Here is a 20,455-nt window from a genome sequence, read left to right as displayed (position 1 = left end):
CACCCAATAGTCGCATGTCAACGCGCTGGCCGCGGAGTCTGACCCTAGAATCACCTTCTCTCACCTGGCGAGAAACCCCCGCCGCGCCAGCCATGGCCTTTTCTCGCGTGGCGAGAAAAGGCGTCAACCTGGTGAGCAGCATGACGACATATCACGCGCAGCGGCCTAATCTGTTGAGGCGGAAGCAATCCACCCACGCCCCAGGGAGAAGAATGCGCGCGATCGTCATGAAGGAATTCGGTGGCCCCGAGGTACTCCAGTGCACCGACGTCCCGGACCTGGAGCCACGTGGAGCCCACCACCTGCTCAACGTGACCCGCGCGGGCGTGAACTTCGCGGACGCCCACGTACGCAACAACACCTACCTCGCACCGGTGACGCTGCCCTACACCCCCGGAAACGAAGTCGTCGGCAGCACCGCCGACGGGCAACGGTTCCTGAGCCTCACCCGCGGCGGCGGCTACGCCGAACAGGCCCTCGTCCACCGGCGCGTCGCCTGGTCGATCCCCGACGACATCACCGACGACCAGGCCATCTGCCTCGGCCTCCAGGGGCAGTCGGCCTGGCACCTCATCTTCACCACCGCGCGGATCACCGCCGGCGAGACCGTGGTCATCCCGGCCGCCGGCGGCGGACTCGGCTCCCTCGCCGTCCAGCTGGCGAAGCACGCCGGCGCCAAGGTCATCGCCCTCGCCAGCACGGAGGAGAAGCGGCAACTCGCGCTCGACCTCGGCGCTGACGCCGCCGTGGACTCGACGTCGGACAACCTGACGGAACAGATCGTCGAGGCGGCCGGCGGCCCGGTGCAGGTCGCGCTGGAGATGACCGGCGGCCCTGTCCTGCACGCGATCCTCGCCGCCCTGGCACCGCGCGGCCGTCTCGCCCTCTACGGCTACGCGTCCGGCGACAGGACCGACCTGCCCGGGCGCCTGCTGATGGAGAAGTCCCTCACCGTCTCGGGCTTCTGGCTCCCCAACCTCTACAGCGACCGCGCCGCGCTGCCCGCGAGCATGGAGTCACTCTTCGAGGCGGTGCGGGCGGGCGAGTTGAAGCCCGTGCTCGGCGGCACCTTCCCGCTGGCCGACGCCGCCGCGGCCCACGAAACCCTGGCCGCCCGCACCCATACCGGCAAGCTCTGCCTGGACACCACGAGGTGACCTGCGGTTACATGGCGATGACGCTATGAGGTCGCGGGGTCGTGTCGAGGTACCCGACACGACCCCGGGCCCGGAGGGAGGGTCGGCATGCGGAGCCCCGGCGGACCAGCGGCATCACCCACCACCCGCTCCGGCGGCAGCGAGCACGCGGAGCGCGTGTTCCGCGTGCAGCAGGCGTTCACCAGCCTCGGCGGTGACATCCACGGCCCCGGCGAGCTGGCGAGGGAGTCCGGTCTCGACGACTCCGCCGTCTTCCGGATCCTGCAGTCCGGCATCTACCAGGGCGTCTTCGAACGCGTCGGCCGCGGCCGATACCGGCTGGGACGCGGCACCGCCCACCTCGCCATCCACGCGCTCGCACACGTTCCCGACAACGCCTCGCACGAGATCCTCGAAGAACTGCACGACGCCACCCGGGGCGGCCTCGTCATGCTCTACCTGCTGGCTCCCTTCGGCGGAGCGAAGCGGCAGTGCGTGGACATGGCCGTCGGCGACTCCGACCTCTCCGAATACGGCCTCACGCCCCGAGAGGTCCTCTGCGTCACCCGCTCCCTGCGCACGGGCGCCAGCGGCCGCACCATCCTGGCCTATCTCCCGGAGGCGATCCAGCAGCGCGTCCTGGCCGAGCCGGTTCCCGAAGGAGCCGGCCCGGGAGCGATCCACGACAACGAGACGCTGTTCGCGTCCCTCGCCGACATCCGCGACCAGGGATACGCGGTCGGTCTCCAGGAGTGCATGACCGGGTGGAACAGCTGCGCGGCACCCATCGTGTGGGACGACTCGATCATGGGCTCCCTGCTGCTCCTCAAACCCGCCGCCATCATGCCCGAGCCGCCCAACACGGTCATCGAAGCCACCAAGGCCGCGGCCGCCCGGCTCAGCCGCATCGCCACCGCCCCGTGGGCAGTGATGCGCTGACGCGGGCGGCCGCCAGTACACGTCCCATATCCTGTGGTCGGTGCCACGAGTGAACGCCCCGATAGAACGGACGCTTCGCCACGCCTCTGACGTCACAGTGGACGACGTCTGGGCGATCGCGGATTTTCTGCTGCCACGTCTGGATTCGCTTCAACGCATTCACGACGCTGCCACTGAGGAGCACCGCATCGCCGTGGGACTTGCTGAGGTCACGTCCGTACTGACGCTGGCACTCGAGTCGGAGATCCTCGGTGCTGCCAGGGTGCTTGGCCGTGGCCGTTCGGCCTCGTTGCCCGGCCCTTGCCCCTCGCCGGCCGAGGACGAGCGACACTCCCAGCGGAAGCTTCGACTCACCAGGATTCAGGGGTATTGGAACCAGCTGTGCGGAATCGTTCACCCCTGGTGTGAGAGCGAAGGCTACGACCATGCTCGGTGGCACAAAGTGACGTTTCGGGACATGGCCGAAGAAGCTGAGTACCGACGGCTCGCCACCGAGACCGGCCTCAGGCCACACGACGAGGAGCCATAACTCCCCATGGCCAGTGTCTGACGGGGCGCGCCGGTCTCGGGCGGATCCCGGGGACGCTCACACGTTCGAGGCGCAATCAGCACCCTGGAAAGACCCGCCGGGGCCGCAGGCGACCCTCGTTGTCTGCAGGGTGAACGTGGTCAGTCCCGCTTGGAAAGTGGGCCGCGCAGCTCTACGCGCAGGCGTATCGATGTGTCGATGGCCAGCCCCAGGGCGGAGTGGCGGAGTTCCCTCGCATGGCTGGCGATCAGAGCCAAGTCGTTCAGTTGGCGATGGAGTTCGACGACGGTAGCGACCTCAAGGTCGGGCATCTCCTCCTCATGTTCGGCGAGGAACTCCAACTGTTCTCCGACAGCATCCGCAGCGCGTTGGCTGGCCCAGATGGCGAAGTCGGCGCAGCCGAACAGATAGGCGGAGGCTGCGTGCAAGGTTGCCGCCGCAGCGGGTTCGTCCGCGTCATCAGGCCCGTCCTGACCGTCGTTGTGGCAGTACTCGCTGCGCAGGTACTCGGCCACACTGCGCTTGACAGCACGGAAGGCAGTCGTGTCTCCGAGAACGCCGTCCCAAACGGAGTTCAGAAGCGGGCGGAGGCCCAGGATGAACGGCGCCCGTCGATCTCCGGGAAGTGCCTCGTGCCAGGACATGAGCCGTTCCGCGACGCCAGCCACGAACACACCGCGCTCGCCGGCCGACATCGCAAGCAGACGCTCCTCCACCGACGCCAAAAGCACCTGCAGACTGGCCATACGAGGCACCTCCCCGAGTCACCCAACCCATGCGCTTACACAACGACAGCGATCATCACACTCGTCAGTGACAAAGCCAGCCGGAAAACCGATCCCCTCACAGGTGGCTACGAGAAAGTCCGGAGGTAGTCGCCGAGGATCTGGTCCAGGAAGCGCGCGTTGGCCTGAATGTCATGGGTCAGGGCGAGGCCTTGGTGAAGATGGGCGCGGAGTTCGGCGGTGACGAGGTCGCGCGCGAGGTCAGTGCCGCCGAGGGGGACGCGGGCGAGTTCGAAGATGTCGGGGTAGCGGTCCTCAGTCTTCCCGGCGAGCCAGTCGCTGTCTTCGATAGGCCGGGCGGCAGCCGGGTTGGAGCCGGGCGACCCTTCGTAGGTGAGGGCGGGGAAAAGGAGTGCGGTGACGGCGCCTCGCTGGGAGAGGTCGATGCCGAACCAGTCACTGAGCTGGTGGGGCCAAATCTGGGCCTTCAGTTCACGCTTGCCGTCCCAGAGCGGCTCGTCGCTGCCAGCGAGCAGAGCTCGAGTGACGCGCGAGTCCTGGGTGGGGTGGAGCTGGTCGCCGGCGTCGAGACGGCCGCGGAGGATGTCGGTCCAGCCGAACGCGCGGAGCAGCCCCAGGCCGACAGCGATGGCGGCCGGCCAAGGCAGGACCTGGAGCTGTCCGGTGTGGTGGTCGGGGCGGATGAAGACACGGTCGTTGGCCAGCAGTTGCCACTGCGGCTGGCGGGCGAGGGTCAGGGCGGTGGTGGTCTTGCCGGCGCCCTTGTCGCCGAGGGTGAGGAAGGCACGGCCGTCGCGGGTGACGGCGGAGGCGTGCAGGAGGCACCAGCCGGCGCGCAGGAGTCGGCCGCGGACGGCCTCGCGGGCGAGGCGTGCTGTGGCGGTGGCCACCGGCTCGGCGTCGCAGCCGATGATGTCCAGAGTTCTGCCGTGTTCCGAGGAGCGGTAGGCACGGTAGGCGAGTCGCTGGCCGGGCGAGACAGCGAGGATGGTGCCGTCCGAGCGGTGGGTGACAAGCATGGGTTCCCGTGCGTACGAGGTGGTCTGGTGGGGTTCCAGGCCGACGCGATCGGCCAACTCCTGGTAGTGGATCGGGTCGGTGTGGGCGGTGACGAGGAGTTCGCTGTCGTGGTGGCTGTCGACCGGCACCTCGGTGGTGGGCCACCACGGGCCGAAGTAGCGGGCGGTCCAAGCGGTGACGGGACGGGGCCCGAGGACGGTGACGGTGGCCTCGGCGAGCTGGGTGCGGATCGCGGTGGGCAGGGTGGGAAGCGTCGTCACAGGGGTTCTCCGATTGGGTTGAGGTGGGCGAGGGGCTGATAGGCGGCAGCGAGTTTGGCCACTGCCGCATCGAGTTGGTGTGCTTCGGCGGCCGACAGTCGGGGCATGCGGACGCAGGGCTCGTGCTCGGCGAAGCTGATGGGGAGGCCGAGCCAGACGCCGTCGCGCCAGGGCCGGGAGAGCTCGATCAGGTCGTGCCCGCCGCGGCCGAGGACGTGGCGGAGGGCAGCGAGTACGGCGCCGGCCGGGCCGGTGCGGGTGCGGCCGATGCCGGCGCGGATCTGGTCGGGGCGGCGAGTGAGCGCGGCTCGGATGTCGGCGAGCGGTAACGGCGCGGGCAGCGGGGCGCCGGTGACCGTGGTTGTGGTGGTGCAGAGCACCGCGGCGTCGCCGTGCTCGCCGATGACATGGCCCGCGATCTGGTCGGCCGGCACGCCCAGGTGGCGGGCGAGGAGAAGCCGGTAGCGGGCGGTGTCGAGGCTGGAGCCGACGCCGTAGACGTGGCGGTGGCCAGAGGTCTCAGCCAGTAGCCGGGCCATCAGATCCACCGGGTTGGTGACGACCAACACCGAGCCGGGGCAGTCGGCCACCACGTCCTGGGCCAGGGCACGGATCAGCGCGCCGTTGGCCACCGCCCCGCCCATCCGCACATCGGCCCGGTGGTGGTTGGTGAAGCGGGCGCGGGCGGCGATCACCAAGGCGTGGCAGCCGGCCAGGTCGGTGGACCGGCAGGCACGAGGACGTGTCGGCGAGCCGAGGGTGAGCCGCATGTCGTCGAGGTCGTCGGCGAGCGCAGCGGCCTGGTCGATGGTGCGGGAGGCGATCAGCAGCTCTCCGCAGAACCGGGAGGTGACCAGGGCTCCGGCGATCGCCTGGCCCACGGCGCCAGCCCCGAGGACTCCGATGGCGGGCATGTCGGTCATGGCCGCGCCATCTCCCGCACGCGCTCCAACGCACGGTCCCACGTCCCGGGCGATGGACTGCCACCGGCCAACTCGCCGGCCACGCGCTGGACCAGGGCGGCCAGCGGCACGGCGTGATCGATCGCCGCGGTGGCCTGGGCGGGCAGTGGGAGGCCGGGCGGGGCCGTCAGGTAGGTGGAGACGATGTTGAGGGTGTCCATCATCCACAGGGTGATCAGGTCACGCAGCCACCGGTCGACGTCCGGTCGGCCCATCGGCCGCATCCGCTGCGCGACGAGGGCGTCGACGCCGTCGACAACCCGGCGGGCCGCGTGCGGGGCGAGCTGGGTGCCGGCCAGCAGCAGGGTTCTGCCGACCAGCCGGGCCAGATCCTCCAGCTCGCTGGAGCGCCGCAGGGCCGGGTCCAGCAGAACGGGTTGGCCGGAGGTGTCGGGCCACAGGACGTGCTCGGGCTTGAGGTCGCCGTAGACCAGTACCGACAACGCCCGGTACCGCCAGCTATGCCCCGCCAGATCGCGGACGGCCGGCGCGAGGAGCCTGCCGATAGTGCGGTGCCGCGCCGGCGAGCACAGCCGCTCCCCGATCGCGCGGAGATAGGCGGTGCGGCCCGCACCGCCGAACTTCCGCACGAAGGTGCCGCTGATGCCGCGCTCGCCGATCCCGATGCCGCCAAGCCGAGCGGGATGCTGGCGCCGCAACGGCTCAAGCTCCTCCATCACCGCGGCGAGCAACCCCGCCGTCTGGGCCGGCTGCCTGGCCAACACCTCAGCCAGCGAAGGACCGTGAACCGGCTCGGTGAACAGTACGGCCCGGTGCTCGCCGACCAACCGGCACACCCTCGGCCGCCCCAGGTCGGTCAGCCAACGCAACTGCGCCGCCTCCCGCAGCGGCAGACGGTCGTCGCGAGCCCCGTGAGCACGCTGGGCCTCGCGCACGCGGCGGAGATCGCCGTGCACGCCACGCAGCACGGACACCAACGAGGTGTCGAGCACGGACGCCTTCGCGTACAGCCGCCGATCGCCGACCTCAACGAGCCGGACGTAGCCGGTGACCGAGGGCACGGATTCCAGCAGTCTCACCTGCTGGCCCGGCCAGAGCGCGACGGCGGCCTCGAAGACCTGTTCAGCCGCGTGGTCGAGCACCTCGTCGATGCTCAGGCCGTTGAGGAGGAGCGGGGATTGTTGGGACACGGGACCTCCGAATCAGGGGTCTTGGCCGCCTCGACACGGCGGACGAAGCGATGCACGAAGCACAGGGAGATGAGGAAGACAACGGAAGGCGCCAACGCGGCGGCCCCCACCAGCACGACGGTCAGCACGGCGCCTCGGGAGCGACTTGGCCGAGCGCCGCGCGGTACAGCCACTCCAGCCGCCGCGCGCAGTCGGGGCAGCAGAACAGCGGCACCGTGCCCAGCTCGCCGACGACCTCGCCGCTGTTGGCCAGCGGCTCCTCGCTCTCGCCGCAACACCAGCACTGGAGGCTGGCCCGAAGCCCGACCCCCACCCGTCGCGTGGTGGCGACGCTGTCATCGGCAGGCGTCACCACGGCTCCCCGAGCGGAGTTCGGCCAGCAGGCACTCCAGCAGTCCGGCGGCGTGCGTGGTGGGCCTACGCTGTGGTTCCACGCGGGTGAGCCAGCGGCGGCCACAACGCGCCCGCCGCCCGTCGGCCAGCGTGAGAGCGGGGGCCGGAAACCGGCTGACCCCGCCCGGACCGACGCAGAACACGTTGTGCAACTCCGGCTGCCAGGACGGCCAGGTCGCCGCCGTACCCGGCGGGACCAGGAACTCCACCGTCTCCCGCGCCGGCACCTCCAACACCGGCCCGATCGCGGCCACCTGACGCGGAAGCCGCGCCAGAACCCCGAAGCCGACCGCTCGGGGAACCCGGACCATGTCCCACAGCCGCCCCACCGGCACCGACACCGCCTGACGCCGCCCCCACGCGGCAAGCACGTCATCCTCGACCGCGCCGGCCGCCAACGCCCAGGCGACGGCCGAGGCCGGTTCGCCTCCGATCGGCGCCGCTGGCGGGCACGCCTGGCAGACCCGCACCGCCCAGCCGAGACACCCACCCGGCGTACGGGTAAAGGCGTAGCCGCCGGGCCGCAGCCCCGCCGTCCAGCCGCACCGGGCACAGGCCAGACCATCGAGTCGCACCTTCACCGCGTCGGCGACGTAGGCCAGCTCAGGGAAGAACGACAACACGTCAGGCGCTTCCGCCGGCTGCCGGCCGATCCCGTTGTGGACCGCGACCAGAGAGGGGCGATCAGGCATCACGTGCCCCTCTCCGCGCCAGGACCAGCAGATCGCCGACGATCCCGAGCCGCTGGAGCGCGCGGCGGCCGTCCCGTATGGCGTGGGCGTTCCGTTCGGCGGCGGGCGTCCGGAACACGGGTGGGGTGGTCGCCATCCCCAGCCTCCTCGCTCGTGGTGTCAGCGGCACGACAGAGCGTGGCCGTCAACCCTTCGTCACGGCCATGCCACCAGGGGTCTCATCTCGTCCCTCCACTGGTGATACGGCCTCTCACCGGGGCATCACCTTGGTGTCACCTCAGTCGGTCGCCGACCGCCCAGTGAGCCGACGACCGCACACTGGCACCGGGCAGAGACGCGCACCCCGGCTCGTCACGAACTCGTTCACAGGGGGCAGAAACGTGGAAGCGAAGACGCTTCTCCAACTGCTGGTCCGCCAACTCCGCTGGTCCTACGACCGGTTCCGGCGAGCCTACGAGCAGGGTGCTCGGGAGGTCGCGGAGTTGCGGGGGGATCCCCGCATCGCCAGCACGACCGTGGCAGAACCGACCTTCCGCCGGTGGACGTCCGGCTCGGTCCGGACGCTGCCGAACGAGCCGGCGCCGACGATCCTGGAGCACATCTTCCGCAGGCCGGCGAGCGAGTTGCTGGCCGCGCCGAAGGAAGGCGTCGCGTCGCTGCCGAGTGCACCCGCCATTGATGAGAGTGAGATCAGGATGACCGCACGGGATGCAGCCGACCACGCCGGTGAGGCCGCCGCCTGGGCCCTGCCGGACCTGACCATCGACCAGATCGAGGACGACGTGCGGCGGCTCGCCAGGAGCTACCTGGCCACCGCCCCGGCCGATTCCTACCGTCGCGGGGCCGAACTGCTCCAGCTGACCAGGACCATGCTCGACCGCACTCAGCGCCCGCGGCAGCGTCAGCGGCTCTACCTCCAGGCCGGCGCCACCGCGGCCGTGATGGCCAGTGCGTCCTTCGACCTGGGCAGCCTGCCGGCCGCCGTTCAACTGGCCCGCACGGCCGCCCTCTACGGCGAGGTCATCGACCACGGCCCACTCCAGGCCTACGCGCACGGCGCCCTGGCCTACCTCGCCTACTGGGACGGCCGCCCGACCGACGCGCTACGCCTGGTCACCACCGGCCAGGGCTTCGGCGGCCTCGGCGACACCGCGGCGATCAGGCTGACCACCATCCGCGCCCGTGCCCACGCCCACCTCGGTGACCACGAGTCGGCCGGGCGCGCCATCGCATCGCTCGATGACCTGGCCACCGGCCGCCGCGACGACCTCCACGACGATGTCGGCGGCGAGTTCGGCATGCCACCGGCGCGGGCGGCCGTGTCCAACGCCACGACGATGTTGCTACTGCGCGACGCGGTCGGCGCGGAGGTCGCCGCCGAACGGGCGCTTGGCCTCATCAACGAGCGGCCCACCGCCGAGCAGCCCGCTCTGCGCGGCAAGGCGGCCGTCGACCTGGCCCGCGCCCGGATGCTCCGGCGCGACCTGGAGGGCGCCGCCGAGGCGGTCGACCCGGTGTTCGCCCTGGAGACGGGATGGCGGACGTTGGGCGTCCTGGAGCGGATGACCGGGCTGCGCCAGGACCTGATCCGCAGCCCGCTCGCCAACGCCACGGCCGCGAAGGCCCTCGGCGAGCGTGTCGAGGAGTTCACCGCCGCCGGCGCGGCCACCCACAGCCTCGGGCCAACCGGGCCGCTGGCACTCGAAGCCTGATCGGCTCACCGCTCGAGGGCGGCGAGGATCGCGGCCTCGCGCTCCGGAGCGATGCCGTGCTCCCCCCACCGCGGGTGCTCCACCGGCATGCCTCCGCCCTGGAGCCAGGCCCACGTGTCGGCCACGGTCTCCGCCAGTGGCCGACACGTCAATCCGGCCGCCTGCGCCCGGCTGGCGTCCACCCGCCACGAACCGGGCGCGGCACGCCACAGCGGCAGTTCGGTCCACTGCCGCACCCCGGCGGCGAGCAATACGTCGTCCGGCGTCCAGCGCAGTTCACCCCCACCGCCGGTGACCTCCACGCAGGCGGTGAGGAAACCGGCCATCGTCTCCCGCCCGATCGGCGCCGCGATGTTGAACGCCCCGGCCCCGCCGATCGCCGCCTGGTCCAACGCGAAGGCAGCCACGTCCCGGACATCCACCGGCTGAATGCTCTGCCCAGGCTCCCCGGGCGCCAGGATCTCCCCACCCCGCTCCGCCCGCCGCAGCCACCACGGCAACCGGCCCACGTACTCTCCGGGGCCGAGGATGACGCCCGGCCGCAGGATCAGCGCCCGCCCCTCGCCGAACGCCTCGACGACGGCGCGCTCCGAACCTGCCTTCTGCACCCCGTAGTACGCCGCCGACGACCCGTCCCGACCGAACTCCTCCCCCGCGTCCGGCGGCGCGTCCAGCAGCGGCGAATCCTCGCTCAGCGGCTCGAACGGCCAGCCCACGTAGGCGTTGACCGTCGACACGTACACGCACCGCCCGACCGCCGGCTCCAGCACACGAGCCCCGGCGAGAATCCGCCGCGGCGCGAAGTCCGCCGACGACGTGTCCACCACGGCGTCCCACGGACCGGCGTCCGCCAGCCGCTTCAAGTCCTCCTCCACCGTGCGATCCCCACGGATCGCCCGCACGCCCGGGACGTCCCGGCCCGACCGACCTCGGCTGAACGTGCTGACCTCCCAGCCCCGTTCGAGCGCCTGCTCTGCGATGCGGCGGCCCAGAAACCACCCGCCGCCGAGTACGAGAATCCGCATGCCACGATCCTGCCCCATGGAGGCGTCGGACGCCGTGCGTCTCCCTCGACCGTGCATTGACGAGCTATGTGTCGCCTATCAATTCGCCTCTCGCTTACGGCGGCCGGTCACCGTCGACTCCCTCAGGGGAGGGACGCCGGCCTTGCGGGCGATCTTGGCCACGTAGTTGCGGTCCCAGGGCACATGAGCGTCTACCTGCGTAGGACGCAGGGTGCGACTGCGTAGGTGTCGAATCACCCCTTGGGCCAACCGGTCTCGCGCGTCTTCGAGGCGGTTCAGGGCCTCGGCGTAGTCGGCCGAGAGCTGGTCCAGCTCGTCCATCGCGGCCTGCTGCTCTGCGGTCGGCTCATCGGTCACACCGACATGGTGCCAGCGGGCGCGCCCTCCGACGTTGCGCTCCCCCGTAAGTGTGATCCCCCGGCAGATCACTTGCCCGCGCGTAGCTATCCCTGTTTGCATCATCGATATGCAATCTCTGATTGCATATCGAGGGCCGGACGCACCAGGACATGGAGCAGCCCCTCGGCCAGCGTCGCGACCGCCGGCCGAAGGGCCTGGCCCTCACCTCACCAACACTGAGGAGAGAGGCCATGCGCGAGATTAGCGCCGCCGACGACCACCAGCCCGACAACCACCCGCCGAGCAACGCGGAGTCGGCCACCACGCCGACCGCGCAGCCGACGGTCGCGAAGAAGAGCACGGCGACGACGGCGAGGTCCCGTCGGAGCAAGAAGGCCGTGCGCACGGTGCCGACCAGCGATCAGGGAAGGGCAGCCTGCTCGGAGCACACGGAACTCTTCGAACTCGTGGAAGACGGCGGCAGCAGCGTCACCTACGAGGACCGCCTGGACGCCGCCGCAGTCTGCGATGGCTGTCCGCTGAGCTCCAGCTGCGGGTTCCGCGTCTGGCCGTCGGGCAACCGACCCAAGGAGGGCCAGTGATGTCGCCACGGGGCTTTAAACCGGAGGACGCCGTCGCATCCGCTCCCTCCACGACGACTCCGCCGGTGCAGGCACGCGTGCAGACCCAGATGGCCCTCATCGCCACCTACGCGTTCACGATTCTCCTGCCACTGGTACTCGTCACCCTGGTCCTCACCTCTGTCTGGACGGGATGGGTGACCGTCATGGCGATGCACACCTACCTCGACCAGCCGGGCTCGCTGCCTGGAGCCATGTGGGCGGTGCCCGTCGCCGTCCAGGCCTTCATCATCGTGGGCGAGGCGACCATGGTGCTGAACTCGATCCTGCGGCGGCGGTGGATCATGGCCAGCGGCGCCGCGGCCACGGCCGCCGGGTACGGCGTCGAGGTCGGAGCCCACGTCTACTACGGGGATGGCATCGACACCGTCATCACGATGGTCGTGGCCGCCGTAGCGTGCGGCGGCGGATGGGCGCTGGTGGCTGGCTTGATGGACCGAGGGGTGGAGATCGCCGACTGCGGGGCAGCGCGCGCGGAACGATCCCCCTTGGTCGGGGCCGACTCCACGAGGGCGCAAGGATTCGTTGGCCCCACCCCGACCAGCGTCGCGCCGACGAAGACGGACCGGGGAACCGGCGCCACCCCGACCCCGGCGGTTTGCCTCCCGGAAGCGACATCGGCCGCGATCGAAACGCCGAGCAGCGCTGCCGACGATAGTCCGGGTGAGACCCCGACCAAGGCGAAAGCAGGAGCACGACGGAGCCGACGGGAGCTGCTCAGACAAGTCGAGGCTCTGGCACCGGGGCGACCGACCCTCAGCCCGAACTTCGTCGCCAATCGCGTGGGCGTCTCGTGGTCGAGCGCGAGAAGTCTGCTGGCCGAACTAGGACGGCTGGCAGATGCTGATCCCCGTTCCCAGGAGCGCGCCGACCGCTCGGAACCCGCCCGCTCGACACTGTCACCAGGCCGGCCGCCATGGTCACCCCCGCCACCTCCTCGGCATGCATGGGGCACGACCAGCCCAGCAACCCGCAGTCGCACCCGGAATCCATAAACGAACGTTAAGAGAAACTGCCGCCCGAATAGGCAGACTCGGTGAATCGCCGATACGGGCGACAGCGCGGCTGCCGCCGTAATGCACCGATCCACAAACAATTGTGAATGCGACGCACGCTCTGCGGCATCGCGAACCAACCGACTCTCAGCAGGCCGGCGGAAGTAAGAACCGCCGGTCAGCCCCGCAGGGCGGCGCCGATACCGCCAAGCATCCGCCGCCCGGCGGGGCCTCTCCTCACCCGAACCGCGTCGATTCGAGAAGGAAGCCCCCCATCATGCCCGACTCCGCCCCAGACCTGCCATCGTGCTCGAACTGCGGCGGTTTTCACACCGTCGCCATCACCACCGGCCTGCGGTGCATCGACGGCTCACGTGAGACAACCCTGGTCCGCTGCGCCGCACACCAGGTCGCTCACCCCGTCGAGCCGACCGGCAGCACCGTCCGCGCAACGGTCACCTTCGACATGGAGGCCCGGTGACAGGGCCTCAGCCTCCGGCGACCGAACGCGCCGTTCCGGACCTTCCCTTCCTGTACCGCGTCTCAGACGCCGTACAACTGCTCAACCTCAGTCGGTCCGTCGTCTACGACCTGATGCGAACCGGGCGCCTGCGGACGGTTCGTCAGGGACGGTCGAGGCGCATCCCCGCTTCCGCGCTCCACGACTACGTCGCGCTGCTCGAACGCGAGGCCGGAGGAGAGCGATGAGCGCGCGCCGTGACCGAGGAGACGGCGGCCTGCACTGGGACACCGGGCGCCAACGCTGGATCGCCACCGTGAGCCTGGGGTACGACGACGCCGGCAACCGCATCGTCAGACGCAGAAGCGCCAAGACCAAGACCGAGGCCAAGAGCAAGCTCAAGGATCTGCTCAGCGAGTACGCGACCGACCTCGGTGTCGACTCGACCGACGACACGGTCGAGGAGGCGGTCACCAACTGGCTGGCGTACGGCCTCGCGGGAAAGGACCCGGAGACGGTGGAGTTGTACACGATCCTCTCCCGCACGCACGTCATCGCCGACCTGGGCCACCGGAAGCTCCGCGAACTCGGCGTCGACGACGTCGACAGGTGGCTGGCGTCGAAGGCGCGGACGCTCAGCACCCGCACCCTGCAGGGCATCCACTCCTGCCTGAACCGCTCCGTGCAACGCGCGATGGTCCGCGGAAAGGTGAGCCGCAACGTCGTCGCCCTGTGCCCGGTACCGACCGGGCAGCCCGGAAGGCCCTCCAAGGCCATAACGCTCTCCCAGGCCGAAGCCGTCCTCAAGGCGGTCGAGGGCGACCCGATGCACGCCTACATCGTCGTCTCGCTCCTCACCGGCGCGCGAACCGAGGAACTGCGCCCGCTCACCTGGGACCACGTCGACCTCGAAGGTCGCCCCCACGCCGATCCGCCGGTACCCCCGCACATCGCGGTCTGGCACTCCGTCCGCCGAAGCGGCGACACCAAGACCCGGAAGAGCCGACGCACGCTGGCCCTGCCCCACCGCTGCGTCTCCGCCCTGCGACGGCACCGCCGAGCACAGGAACGACAGCGGAGAACCGCCGGCAAAGGGTGGCAGGACAACAACCTCGTCTTCGCCTCCGACGTGGGCACGGTCCTGGACGCCGCCAACGTCCGCCGCGCCTTCCGCCGGGCCATCGCCAAGGCCGACGGCATCAACCCCACCGAGTGGACACCCAGAGAGCTGCGGCACAGCTTCGTGTCCCTGCTGTCCGACAACGACGTCCCCGTCGAGGAGATCGCCCGGCTCGTGGGCCACTCCAGCACCGAGACCACCGAGAAGGTCTACCGCAAGCAGATCCGCCCCGTCATCCAGACCGGAGCACTGACCATGGACCGCATCTTCCACGGCTGAACCGACCGAGCCGGACGCGTGCCGGGCCCGCACGGAGAGGCGGAAGGCAGTTCGACGGGGGAACGGCCGCGAGAGATTGACGGTCAAATGCCGCGTTTCGGACACTTGCGTCTGGCTCAAGAGCGCTAGTCACTCAGTTAGTCACGCAGAGGCCCCCTCCCTTGTGGGAGGGGGCCTCTGACCTGTGGAGCTAAGGAGAATTGAACTCCTGACCTCTTGCATGCCATGCAAGCGCTCTACCAACTGAGCTATAGCCCCTTGCCTGGTCCGCCTTGGTTTCTTCCCTTTCGGGCTTCCCCCTCGGCGGCGATGCCTACTTTACACACCCACCCCGGTGGATTGCCAAATCGGTTCCGGCGGGGGCGAGGAGGGGGGCCGGGGGGTGGGGTCAGACGCTGGCGAAGGAGTAGAAGCGCTTGAGGGCGCAGTGCTCGTCGAGGAGGCGGCCGTAGATCGGTTCGCCCTCCAGCTCACGGTAGACCTCGATGGGGTCGCCCTTGATGATCAGCGCGCGGGCGCACTCGACGCACCAGTACTGGTAGGCCGCGTTGACCGGCTGGAGGTCCCGGACGATCGGGGTGCCGGCTCCACACCAGTCGCATTTTCTGCTGTGTGCACCCATGAGCGATCAGCTCCACCCTCGGTCGCGGGCCGTGCCCACGTGGGTAAACCCCTCCGTCAGAGCCCCGGCTTGGTCCGATTCTGCCACGCCGTCCGCGGACGGTTAAGCCGGTGATCCGACCTGATGGCCACGGAGACGGTATCGATACACGACGATCAACGCCTCTTTACCCGCGTCGCGGGTCGGGCAACCGCTCCGGCGGCGGCCGCCGCGGTGGCGACGAGGGCGAGCGCGAGCATGGCGGGCCAGGGGTCGCCGCGGTCCAGGTAGAGGGTGCCGATGGCGGCTATGCCGGTCAGCATGCCCAGCTGGGTGGTCATCATGGTGACGCCGCTGGCGTCGGCCGCGTCCTCGGGGCGGACCAGGGCGAGCGCGCCGGTCAGGGTGGGTCCGTAGGCGAGTGCCAGGGCGACGCCGGTGAGGGCGAAGACCGCCATCGTGGCGACACCGATGTCGGCGCCGTCGCGGAGCAGGAGGCCGCAGGTCAGCAGGGAGGCGGCGGAGAGCAGCAGGCCCGTGGCGGGCAGGGCGGGCTGCCGGTGGGCGGGGACGCGGCGCCACAGGAGCGAGACGGCGCCGAAGGCCAGCGAGGCCGGGAGGAAGACCAGGCCGGCGCGGAGCGCGCCGTAGCCGAGGCCGCCGGCGGCCTCGGGGGCCTGGACGTGCAGGGAGAGGACGAAGAGGTTGCCGCCGTTGATGGCCATGGTGAGGAAGATCCGCAGGACGGCGAGCGGCATGCCGGGGCTCGTCAGCACCCGGGGGGCGATCAGGGGCTCGCCGCCGCGCGCCGCGAGGCGGGTCGAGTGGTGGGCCAGCAGGGCGGCGAGCGCGGCGCCGGCGGCGAACGACAGCCAGCACCACAGGGGCCAGTCCCGTTCCTGGCCGAGAACGAGCGGCACGGTGATCAAGGTCACGGCCGTGGTCAGGACGAGCAGGCCGGCGGGGTCCAGGCCGCGGGCGCGGCTGGTGGGCGCGGGGCGGGAGAGCGGCAGGCCGCGGGGGACGAGGAAGAGCAGGGTGACGCCGATGGGCACGTTCACCAGGAAGACCGCGCGCCAGCCCCAGCCGAACAGGTCGGCGCTGACGAGCAGCCCGCCGGCGAGTTGGCCGGCCGCGGCGCCGGTGGCCACCACGGCGGCGTAGCCGGTGAGCGCCCTGATCCTGGCCTGGCCGGCGAAGGTCAGCTGGATGAGGCTGAGCACCTGCGGGAGCATCAGCGCGGCGCCGGTGCCCTGGGCGAGGCGTGCCGCGACGAGGGTGGCGGTGGAGCCGGCCAGGCCGCAGGCGAGCGAGGAGGCGGTGAAGAGCGCGAGGCCGGTGAGGAACAGCCGGCCCGGGCCGTGGCGGCCGCCGAGCCGGGCGCCGGTGACCAGCAACACGGCGTAGGCGATGGTGTATCCGGCGATGATCAGTTGCAACTCGCTGCCGGAGGCGTTGAGTTCGGCCTGGAGGGTGGGCCCGGCGACGTTGACGATGAAGACGTCGAGCAGGGACATGAACTGGGCGAGCAGGACGATGGTGAGGAGGAGCGCCGGGCGCCCCCGGACCGGGGCCGCGGGGGGCGTGGCAGGGGCCGTGGAAAGGGTCATGGCAGGACCCTGCGCCCCGTCGGGTACGGGTGGAGAGAGCCCGCCGATACTGGTACCGGCAGACACCTGGCAACGCGCCGGGCGCCGTGCCAGCGTGGGGAGGTGACGACCATGACGACGGTGCGCCGGAGGCCGGAGCTCGCCACCTTCCTGCGCAGCCGGCGGGCGCGGATCACGCCGGCCGAGGTGGGCATGGCGCCGGGGGTCAGGCGGCGGACGCCAGGGCTGCGGCGCGAGGAGGTCGCGCAGCTGGCCGGGGTGGGGGTCACCTGGTACACGTGGCTCGAGCAGGGGCGACCGATCAACGCGAGCGCGCAGGTGCTCAACGCCGTCTCCAGGACGCTGCGGCTCGACGCGGCGGAGCGGGAGCACCTGTTCCGGCTCGCCGAGGTGCCCTGGACGCCCGATCCGGTGCCGCAGACCGACAGCGTGGGTCCTGACGTGCGGCTGATGCTCGACACCCTGGAGCCGCTGCCCGCGGTGGTCTACAACGCCCGCTACGACGTGCTGGGGACCAACGGCGTCTACCGCGCGATCTTCTACCCCGAGGAGTCCCCCGCGTCGGCCGGTGGCAACGCGCTGTGGCAGCTGTTCACGGGGCGGCTGGAGGAGTGTCCGCTGGTGTTCCGCGAGGCCGAGCTGCGGGTCATGGTGGCCACCCTGCGCTCGGCCTACGGCAACCATGTCGGCGAGCCGGCCTGGGAGCGGTTCGTGCGGGAACTGTCCGTGGCCAGCCCGGAGTTCGCGGCGATGTGGGCGAGCGGCGACGTGGTGCCGCCCGGGCCGAGGGTCAAGACCTTCAGGCACCGGGCGGTGGGCGAGCTGCGGCTGCGCTCGCAGTCGCTCTCGGTGCACGGCGTGCCCGAGGCCCGGATGGTGGTCTACGTCCCGGGGGACGAGGAGAGCCGGGCCGCGGTGGAGCTGCTGCGACGCTGTTAGACGTCGTCGCCGAGGACGGGCTCGGGGAGGGATCCCGCGTTGTGTTCGAGGAGGCGCCAGCCGCGGACGCTCTCGCCGAGCACCGACCAGCAGCAGTTGGAGAGGCCGCCGAGCGCCTCCCAGCTGGGCGGGGTGAGGCCGATCAGGCGGCCGATGGTGGTGCGGATGGTGCCGCCGTGGCTGACGACGACGAGGACCCCGCCGGGCGGCAGCTTCTCGGCCGCGCGCTCGACCAGCGGCGCGGCCCGGTCCGCCACCTCGGTCTCCAGCTCGCCGCCGCCGCGCCGCACCGGCTCGCCGCGCTTCCAGGCCGCGTACTGCTCGCCGAAGCGGGCGCGGATCTCCTCGTGGGTGAGGCCCTGCCAGTCGCCGGCGTAGGACTCGCGCAGGGCCTCGTCGTGGGTGACCGGCAGCCCGGTGACGGCGGCGAGCTCGGCGGCCGTCTCCCGGGTGCGGCTGAGGTCGGAGGAGATGATGGTGTGCGGCCTGAGGGTGGCGAGGAGGCCGGCGGCGTGCCTGGCCTGGGCCCGGCCCGTCTCGGTGAGCTCGATGTCCATCGTGCCCTGGAAGCGGTGCTCCAGGTTCCAGGCGGTCTGGCCGTGCCGCCAGAGCACGATCCGGCGGGAGCCGTTGCCGGCGTTGCTGATGCTCAGCGGAGCTCACCGCCCGGCGCGCCGCTCTGGGCGGCCTCGTGCTCGTCGGCGTGGGCGGCGGCGCGGCCCTTCGTGGCCTGGGCGTCCGCCGGCAGCTCGAGGACCGGGCAGTCCTTCCACAGCCGCTCCAGGGCGTAGAAGACCCGCTCCTCCGCGTGCTGCACGTGCACCACGATGTCCACGTAGTCCAGGAGGACCCAGCGGCCCTCGCGCTCGCCCTCGCGGCGGACGGGCTTGACGCCGAGGTCCTTCAGCAGCCGCTCCTCGATCCCGTCCACGATGGACTTGACCTGGCGGTCGCTGGGCGCGGAGGCGAGGAGGAAGGCGTCGGTGATGGCGAGGACGTCGCTGACGTCGTAGGCGATGATGTCGTGCGCGAGCTTGTCGGCCGCCGCCTGGGCGGCGACCTCGACCAGCTCGGTGGCGCGGTCCGTGGCGGTCACTGGTGCTGTGGTCTCCTCGGCTCGGTGGCAGGCGTCGTCACCCGTCCAGGGTCTCACGCCGCGCTGACACGGCCCCGGAGCGGTCAGCCTCCATAGTCCTCTCCCAGGATGATCGTCACATCGACATTTCCGGCGCCGTCACCCTGCGTGACCGCCTCCTCGGGCAGGCCGAGGGTCCTGGCCGCCTCCAGGGCCGTCTCACGGTGCGCCTCGTCGCCGTACACCACCTGCGAGGACGGTTCGGTCCCGCCGGCCGCGCGGCTGTCCACGACCGTGAAGCCGCCGTTGACCAGCGCGATCCTCGCCGTCTCGGCGTTGCCCTGGACGCCGCTCGCGTCCCGGACGCCGATCCGTGGCGCGCCGTTCGGGTCGGCGTTGCTGACGGTGCCGCCGAGGACCTCGGAGACCAGGCCCTCGGCCGTCTCGTCGCTGATGGAGCCGTCCACCTCGACCGGCAGCTGGGTGGTCTCGTAGGCGTCGCCCTGGGCGTAGCCGGCGAGGCGGGCGAGGAGGTTGCCGAGCTGGTCCTCGGTGAGCGAGGGGTCGACGATCTGGTTGAGGCCCTCGACCACCCGGGTGGCGCCGGCCTCGTCGGCGGGCAGCTTCTCCAGCACGGCCTGCAGCACCTGGCCGAAGCGGGCCAGCTGGGCGCTGCCCGGCTCGTCCTCGCCGCGCAGGGTGGCGTAGGCGACGGCGGCCCGGCCGGCCAGCTGGACGTCCTCGCCGCGCGGCACCAGTGGGTCCTCGCCGTCCTCGCCCGGCACCTCGGCGTCGGTGGTGAGGGTGATGCCGCCGACCAGCTCGACCAGGGTCTCCAGGTAGGGGGTGTCGAGGCGCCAGGTGCCCTGGATGTCGGCGCCGAGCAGCCCGCCGACGGCCTCGCGGACGGAGGCGGCGCCCTCGTTGGCGACGGCCTGGCCGAGGGTGGTGGTGCCGCCGTCCGGGGTGACGGAGAGCTCGTTGGGCAGCAGCAGGGTGGTGCCGGTCTCGGTGGTCTCATTGCCGACCAGCAGCACGGTGGAGGTCTCGTCGGAGTCCAGCGGCCGCAGGTGGACCACCACGACGTCCCGCACCTGGGCGCCGGTCGCGGTCTCGCCGCCGGTGCCGGAGTCGGCGAGGAACGGCAGCCGGTCGGTAGCGTACAGGTAGCCGACGCCGCCGAGGACGGCCAGGACCAGGAGGACGACCAGCAGCCGCTTACGGGTGCGGCCGCGGCGCTTGGCCTCCTCGCGGCGCTCGGTGCGGCTCTCGCTGAACTTCAGCCAGTCGATGACGTCCTCGGCCTTGCCGTCCTCCTCCTCGACGAAGGCGAACTGCTCGGTCTGGTACTCGCCGTCGGCGGGCTCCGCGCCGCGCGCGGGCGGCACGGACGGGGTGGCCGGGGGGTCCTGGGTGGCCGGCGCGGGGCCGGCGGTGGGCGCCGCCGGCTCCGGCCCGTGGTCCTGGACGGGCGCCTGCTGGCCGGTGTCGTGGCCGGCGGGCGCCGTGCCGTAGCTGGTGTCCCCGCCGTAGCCGTAGCCATAGCCGTACCCGTAGCCGCCCTGGGACTGGTCCTGTTGCGGATACTGCCCCTGCTGGTGACCCTGGTCCTGGACGGGCGCCTGCTGGCCGGTGTCCTGACCGTAGCCGTAGCCGTAGTCCTGCTGTCCCCCGGTGCCGTACCCGTAGTCGTACTCGCCCTGCGCGGGCGGCTGTTGCGGCTCCGTGCCGTAGATCGGACGGCCGTACTCGTCGTAGCCGTAGATCTGCCCGGGCTGCCCGAACTGCCCGTACGGGTCCTGTCGGTCGTTCACCAGTGCCGCCCTTCAGC

Annotated in this window: 24 protein-coding genes and 1 tRNA gene; 10 read left to right on the top strand and 15 right to left on the bottom strand. The window is 71.2% G+C overall.

Annotated elements, in window-relative coordinates; all coding sequences use genetic code 11:
* Positions 1 to 212 precede the first annotated feature (212 nt).
* The 3 genes from RNC47_RS13185 (at position 213) to RNC47_RS13175 (ending at position 2,604) form a co-directional block, all read left to right on the top strand.
* The gene (locus tag RNC47_RS13185; protein WP_311598509.1) at positions 213 to 1,157 is read left to right on the top strand and encodes a quinone oxidoreductase family protein; all 945 of its coding nucleotides are present in this window, start codon (positions 213 to 215) and stop codon (positions 1,155 to 1,157) included.
* Between the two features lie 87 nt (positions 1,158 to 1,244).
* On the top strand, positions 1,245 to 2,075 hold the full coding sequence (locus RNC47_RS13180) for an IclR family transcriptional regulator domain-containing protein (RefSeq protein ID WP_311598507.1): 831 nt from the start codon (positions 1,245 to 1,247) through the stop codon (positions 2,073 to 2,075).
* Positions 2,076 to 2,115: 40 nt separating this feature from the next.
* Positions 2,116 to 2,604 carry a hypothetical protein gene (locus RNC47_RS13175; protein WP_311598505.1) on the top strand — a complete coding sequence of 163 codons (489 nt, stop codon included), beginning with the start codon at positions 2,116 to 2,118 and terminating at the stop codon, positions 2,602 to 2,604.
* Positions 2,605 to 2,744: 140 nt separating this feature from the next.
* Here RNC47_RS13175 and RNC47_RS13170 read toward each other — a convergent pair whose 3' ends face one another.
* The 7 genes from RNC47_RS13170 to RNC47_RS13140 all read right to left on the bottom strand — a co-directional run bounded on the left by RNC47_RS13170 (position 2,745) and on the right by RNC47_RS13140 (position 7,964).
* Positions 2,745 to 3,350, bottom strand: a complete 606-nt coding sequence (locus tag RNC47_RS13170; RefSeq protein WP_311598503.1) for a hypothetical protein — start codon at positions 3,348 to 3,350, stop codon at positions 2,745 to 2,747.
* A 107-nt stretch (positions 3,351 to 3,457) separates the two neighbouring features.
* A complete protein-coding gene (locus RNC47_RS13165; protein WP_311598501.1) occupies positions 3,458 to 4,630 on the bottom strand; it encodes a phosphoenolpyruvate carboxykinase (ATP) in 1,173 nt (390 codons plus the stop codon).
* A complete protein-coding gene (locus RNC47_RS13160) occupies positions 4,627 to 5,553 on the bottom strand; it encodes a lactate/malate family dehydrogenase (RefSeq protein WP_311598499.1) in 927 nt (308 codons plus the stop codon). The genes RNC47_RS13165 and RNC47_RS13160 overlap by 4 nt, the downstream gene beginning before the upstream one ends.
* Positions 5,550 to 6,743, bottom strand: a complete 1,194-nt coding sequence (locus RNC47_RS13155; protein ID WP_311598497.1) for a hypothetical protein — start codon at positions 6,741 to 6,743, stop codon at positions 5,550 to 5,552. The genes RNC47_RS13160 and RNC47_RS13155 overlap by 4 nt, the downstream gene beginning before the upstream one ends.
* Before the next feature lie 121 nt (positions 6,744 to 6,864).
* Positions 6,865 to 7,095, bottom strand: a complete 231-nt coding sequence (locus RNC47_RS13150) for a hypothetical protein (protein WP_311598495.1) — start codon at positions 7,093 to 7,095, stop codon at positions 6,865 to 6,867.
* A complete protein-coding gene (locus tag RNC47_RS13145; protein ID WP_311598493.1) occupies positions 7,079 to 7,828 on the bottom strand; it encodes a hypothetical protein in 750 nt (249 codons plus the stop codon). Before RNC47_RS13145 ends, RNC47_RS13150 begins: the two co-directional genes overlap by 17 nt.
* Positions 7,821 to 7,964 carry a hypothetical protein gene (locus RNC47_RS13140; protein WP_311598491.1) on the bottom strand — a complete coding sequence of 48 codons (144 nt, stop codon included), beginning with the start codon at positions 7,962 to 7,964 and terminating at the stop codon, positions 7,821 to 7,823. Before RNC47_RS13140 ends, RNC47_RS13145 begins: the two co-directional genes overlap by 8 nt.
* A 244-nt stretch (positions 7,965 to 8,208) precedes the next feature.
* Here RNC47_RS13140 and RNC47_RS13135 point away from each other — a divergent pair, with 244 nt between their 5' ends.
* Positions 8,209 to 9,540 (top strand): hypothetical protein, encoded by a 1,332-nt coding sequence (locus tag RNC47_RS13135; protein ID WP_311598489.1) that lies wholly within the window; start codon positions 8,209 to 8,211, stop codon positions 9,538 to 9,540.
* Between the two features lie 5 nt (positions 9,541 to 9,545).
* Here RNC47_RS13135 and RNC47_RS13130 read toward each other — a convergent pair whose 3' ends face one another.
* Entirely contained in the window at positions 9,546 to 10,565 is a 1,020-nt protein-coding gene (locus RNC47_RS13130; RefSeq protein WP_311598488.1) for an NAD-dependent epimerase/dehydratase family protein, read from the bottom strand.
* Between the two features lie 78 nt (positions 10,566 to 10,643).
* Positions 10,644 to 10,922, bottom strand: a complete 279-nt coding sequence (locus RNC47_RS13125) for a hypothetical protein (protein WP_311598486.1) — start codon at positions 10,920 to 10,922, stop codon at positions 10,644 to 10,646.
* A gap of 233 nt (positions 10,923 to 11,155) precedes the next feature.
* On the opposite strand from RNC47_RS13125, the gene RNC47_RS13120 reads away from it, so the two are divergent.
* The 5 genes from RNC47_RS13120 to RNC47_RS13100 all read left to right on the top strand — a co-directional run bounded on the left by RNC47_RS13120 (position 11,156) and on the right by RNC47_RS13100 (position 14,399).
* Entirely contained in the window at positions 11,156 to 11,506 is a 351-nt protein-coding gene (locus RNC47_RS13120) for a hypothetical protein (protein ID WP_311598484.1), read from the top strand.
* Positions 11,507 to 11,583: 77 nt separating this feature from the next.
* The gene (locus RNC47_RS13115) at positions 11,584 to 12,540 is read left to right on the top strand and encodes a hypothetical protein (protein WP_311598482.1); all 957 of its coding nucleotides are present in this window, start codon (positions 11,584 to 11,586) and stop codon (positions 12,538 to 12,540) included.
* Between the two features lie 277 nt (positions 12,541 to 12,817).
* The gene (locus RNC47_RS13110) at positions 12,818 to 13,021 is read left to right on the top strand and encodes a hypothetical protein (RefSeq protein ID WP_311598480.1); all 204 of its coding nucleotides are present in this window, start codon (positions 12,818 to 12,820) and stop codon (positions 13,019 to 13,021) included.
* The gene (locus RNC47_RS13105) at positions 13,018 to 13,248 is read left to right on the top strand and encodes a helix-turn-helix domain-containing protein (RefSeq protein WP_311598478.1); all 231 of its coding nucleotides are present in this window, start codon (positions 13,018 to 13,020) and stop codon (positions 13,246 to 13,248) included. The genes RNC47_RS13110 and RNC47_RS13105 overlap by 4 nt, the downstream gene beginning before the upstream one ends.
* Complete coding sequence (locus tag RNC47_RS13100) at positions 13,245 to 14,399, top strand: site-specific integrase (protein WP_311598476.1); 1,155 nt, start codon at positions 13,245 to 13,247, stop codon at positions 14,397 to 14,399. The genes RNC47_RS13105 and RNC47_RS13100 overlap by 4 nt, the downstream gene beginning before the upstream one ends.
* A gap of 185 nt (positions 14,400 to 14,584) precedes the next feature.
* Here the strand turns inward: RNC47_RS13100 and RNC47_RS13095 are convergent.
* The 3 genes from RNC47_RS13095 to RNC47_RS13085 form a co-directional block, all read right to left on the bottom strand.
* Positions 14,585 to 14,657, bottom strand: a tRNA-Ala gene (locus tag RNC47_RS13095).
* A gap of 130 nt (positions 14,658 to 14,787) precedes the next feature.
* Positions 14,788 to 15,021: a hypothetical protein gene (locus RNC47_RS13090; RefSeq protein ID WP_120760294.1), complete on the bottom strand. Its 234-nt coding sequence runs from the start codon at positions 15,019 to 15,021 to the stop codon at positions 14,788 to 14,790.
* Between the two features lie 155 nt (positions 15,022 to 15,176).
* Complete coding sequence (locus tag RNC47_RS13085; protein WP_311598473.1) at positions 15,177 to 16,610, bottom strand: MFS transporter; 1,434 nt, start codon at positions 16,608 to 16,610, stop codon at positions 15,177 to 15,179.
* Positions 16,611 to 16,721: 111 nt separating this feature from the next.
* Between RNC47_RS13085 and RNC47_RS13080 the strand changes: the two genes are divergently transcribed.
* Positions 16,722 to 17,549, top strand: a complete 828-nt coding sequence (locus RNC47_RS13080) for a helix-turn-helix transcriptional regulator (protein WP_311598572.1) — start codon at positions 16,722 to 16,724, stop codon at positions 17,547 to 17,549.
* Here RNC47_RS13080 and RNC47_RS13075 read toward each other — a convergent pair.
* From RNC47_RS13075 to RNC47_RS13065, 3 genes are all read right to left on the bottom strand, one after another.
* Positions 17,546 to 18,163, bottom strand: a complete 618-nt coding sequence (locus RNC47_RS13075; RefSeq protein WP_394814770.1) for a histidine phosphatase family protein — start codon at positions 18,161 to 18,163, stop codon at positions 17,546 to 17,548. The two genes, RNC47_RS13080 and RNC47_RS13075, sit on opposite strands and share 4 nt — an antisense overlap.
* Positions 18,164 to 18,198: 35 nt before the next feature.
* Complete coding sequence (rsfS, locus tag RNC47_RS13070; RefSeq protein ID WP_311598471.1) at positions 18,199 to 18,645, bottom strand: ribosome silencing factor; 447 nt, start codon at positions 18,643 to 18,645, stop codon at positions 18,199 to 18,201.
* Positions 18,646 to 18,728: 83 nt separating this feature from the next.
* Positions 18,729 to 20,438: an LCP family protein gene (locus RNC47_RS13065; protein ID WP_311598469.1), complete on the bottom strand. Its 1,710-nt coding sequence runs from the start codon at positions 20,436 to 20,438 to the stop codon at positions 18,729 to 18,731.
* Positions 20,439 to 20,455: the final 17 nt, after the last annotated feature.

This window comes from Streptomyces millisiae (genome assembly GCF_031845425.1).
GTDB lineage: Bacteria > Actinomycetota > Actinomycetes > Streptomycetales > Streptomycetaceae > Streptomyces > Streptomyces millisiae.
The sequence above is the reverse complement of the archived record's forward strand: the minus strand, read 5'-3'. Positions and strand labels throughout refer to the sequence as shown.

Bases quoted from the DNA above. Each gene is read 5' to 3' on its own strand.
- RNC47_RS13085 (WP_311598473.1), bottom strand. From the start codon at position 16,610: ATGACCCTTTCCACGGCCCCTGCCACGCCCCCCGCGGCCCCGGTCCGG.
- RNC47_RS13120 (WP_311598484.1), top strand. From the start codon at position 11,156: ATGCGCGAGATTAGCGCCGCCGACGACCACCAGCCCGACAACCACCCG.
- RNC47_RS13160 (WP_311598499.1), bottom strand. From the start codon at position 5,553: ATGACCGACATGCCCGCCATCGGAGTCCTCGGGGCTGGCGCCGTGGGC.
- RNC47_RS13090 (WP_120760294.1), bottom strand. From the start codon at position 15,021: ATGGGTGCACACAGCAGAAAATGCGACTGGTGTGGAGCCGGCACCCCG.
- RNC47_RS13130 (WP_311598488.1), bottom strand. From the start codon at position 10,565: ATGCGGATTCTCGTACTCGGCGGCGGGTGGTTTCTGGGCCGCCGCATC.
- RNC47_RS13080 (WP_311598572.1), top strand. From the start codon at position 16,722: ATGACGACGGTGCGCCGGAGGCCGGAGCTCGCCACCTTCCTGCGCAGC.
- RNC47_RS13180 (WP_311598507.1), top strand. From the start codon at position 1,245: ATGCGGAGCCCCGGCGGACCAGCGGCATCACCCACCACCCGCTCCGGC.
- RNC47_RS13140 (WP_311598491.1), bottom strand. From the start codon at position 7,964: ATGGCGACCACCCCACCCGTGTTCCGGACGCCCGCCGCCGAACGGAAC.
- RNC47_RS13100 (WP_311598476.1), top strand. From the start codon at position 13,245: ATGAGCGCGCGCCGTGACCGAGGAGACGGCGGCCTGCACTGGGACACC.
- RNC47_RS13110 (WP_311598480.1), top strand. From the start codon at position 12,818: ATGCCCGACTCCGCCCCAGACCTGCCATCGTGCTCGAACTGCGGCGGT.
- RNC47_RS13185 (WP_311598509.1), top strand. From the start codon at position 213: ATGCGCGCGATCGTCATGAAGGAATTCGGTGGCCCCGAGGTACTCCAG.
- RNC47_RS13170 (WP_311598503.1), bottom strand. From the start codon at position 3,350: ATGGCCAGTCTGCAGGTGCTTTTGGCGTCGGTGGAGGAGCGTCTGCTT.
- RNC47_RS13145 (WP_311598493.1), bottom strand. From the start codon at position 7,828: ATGCCTGATCGCCCCTCTCTGGTCGCGGTCCACAACGGGATCGGCCGG.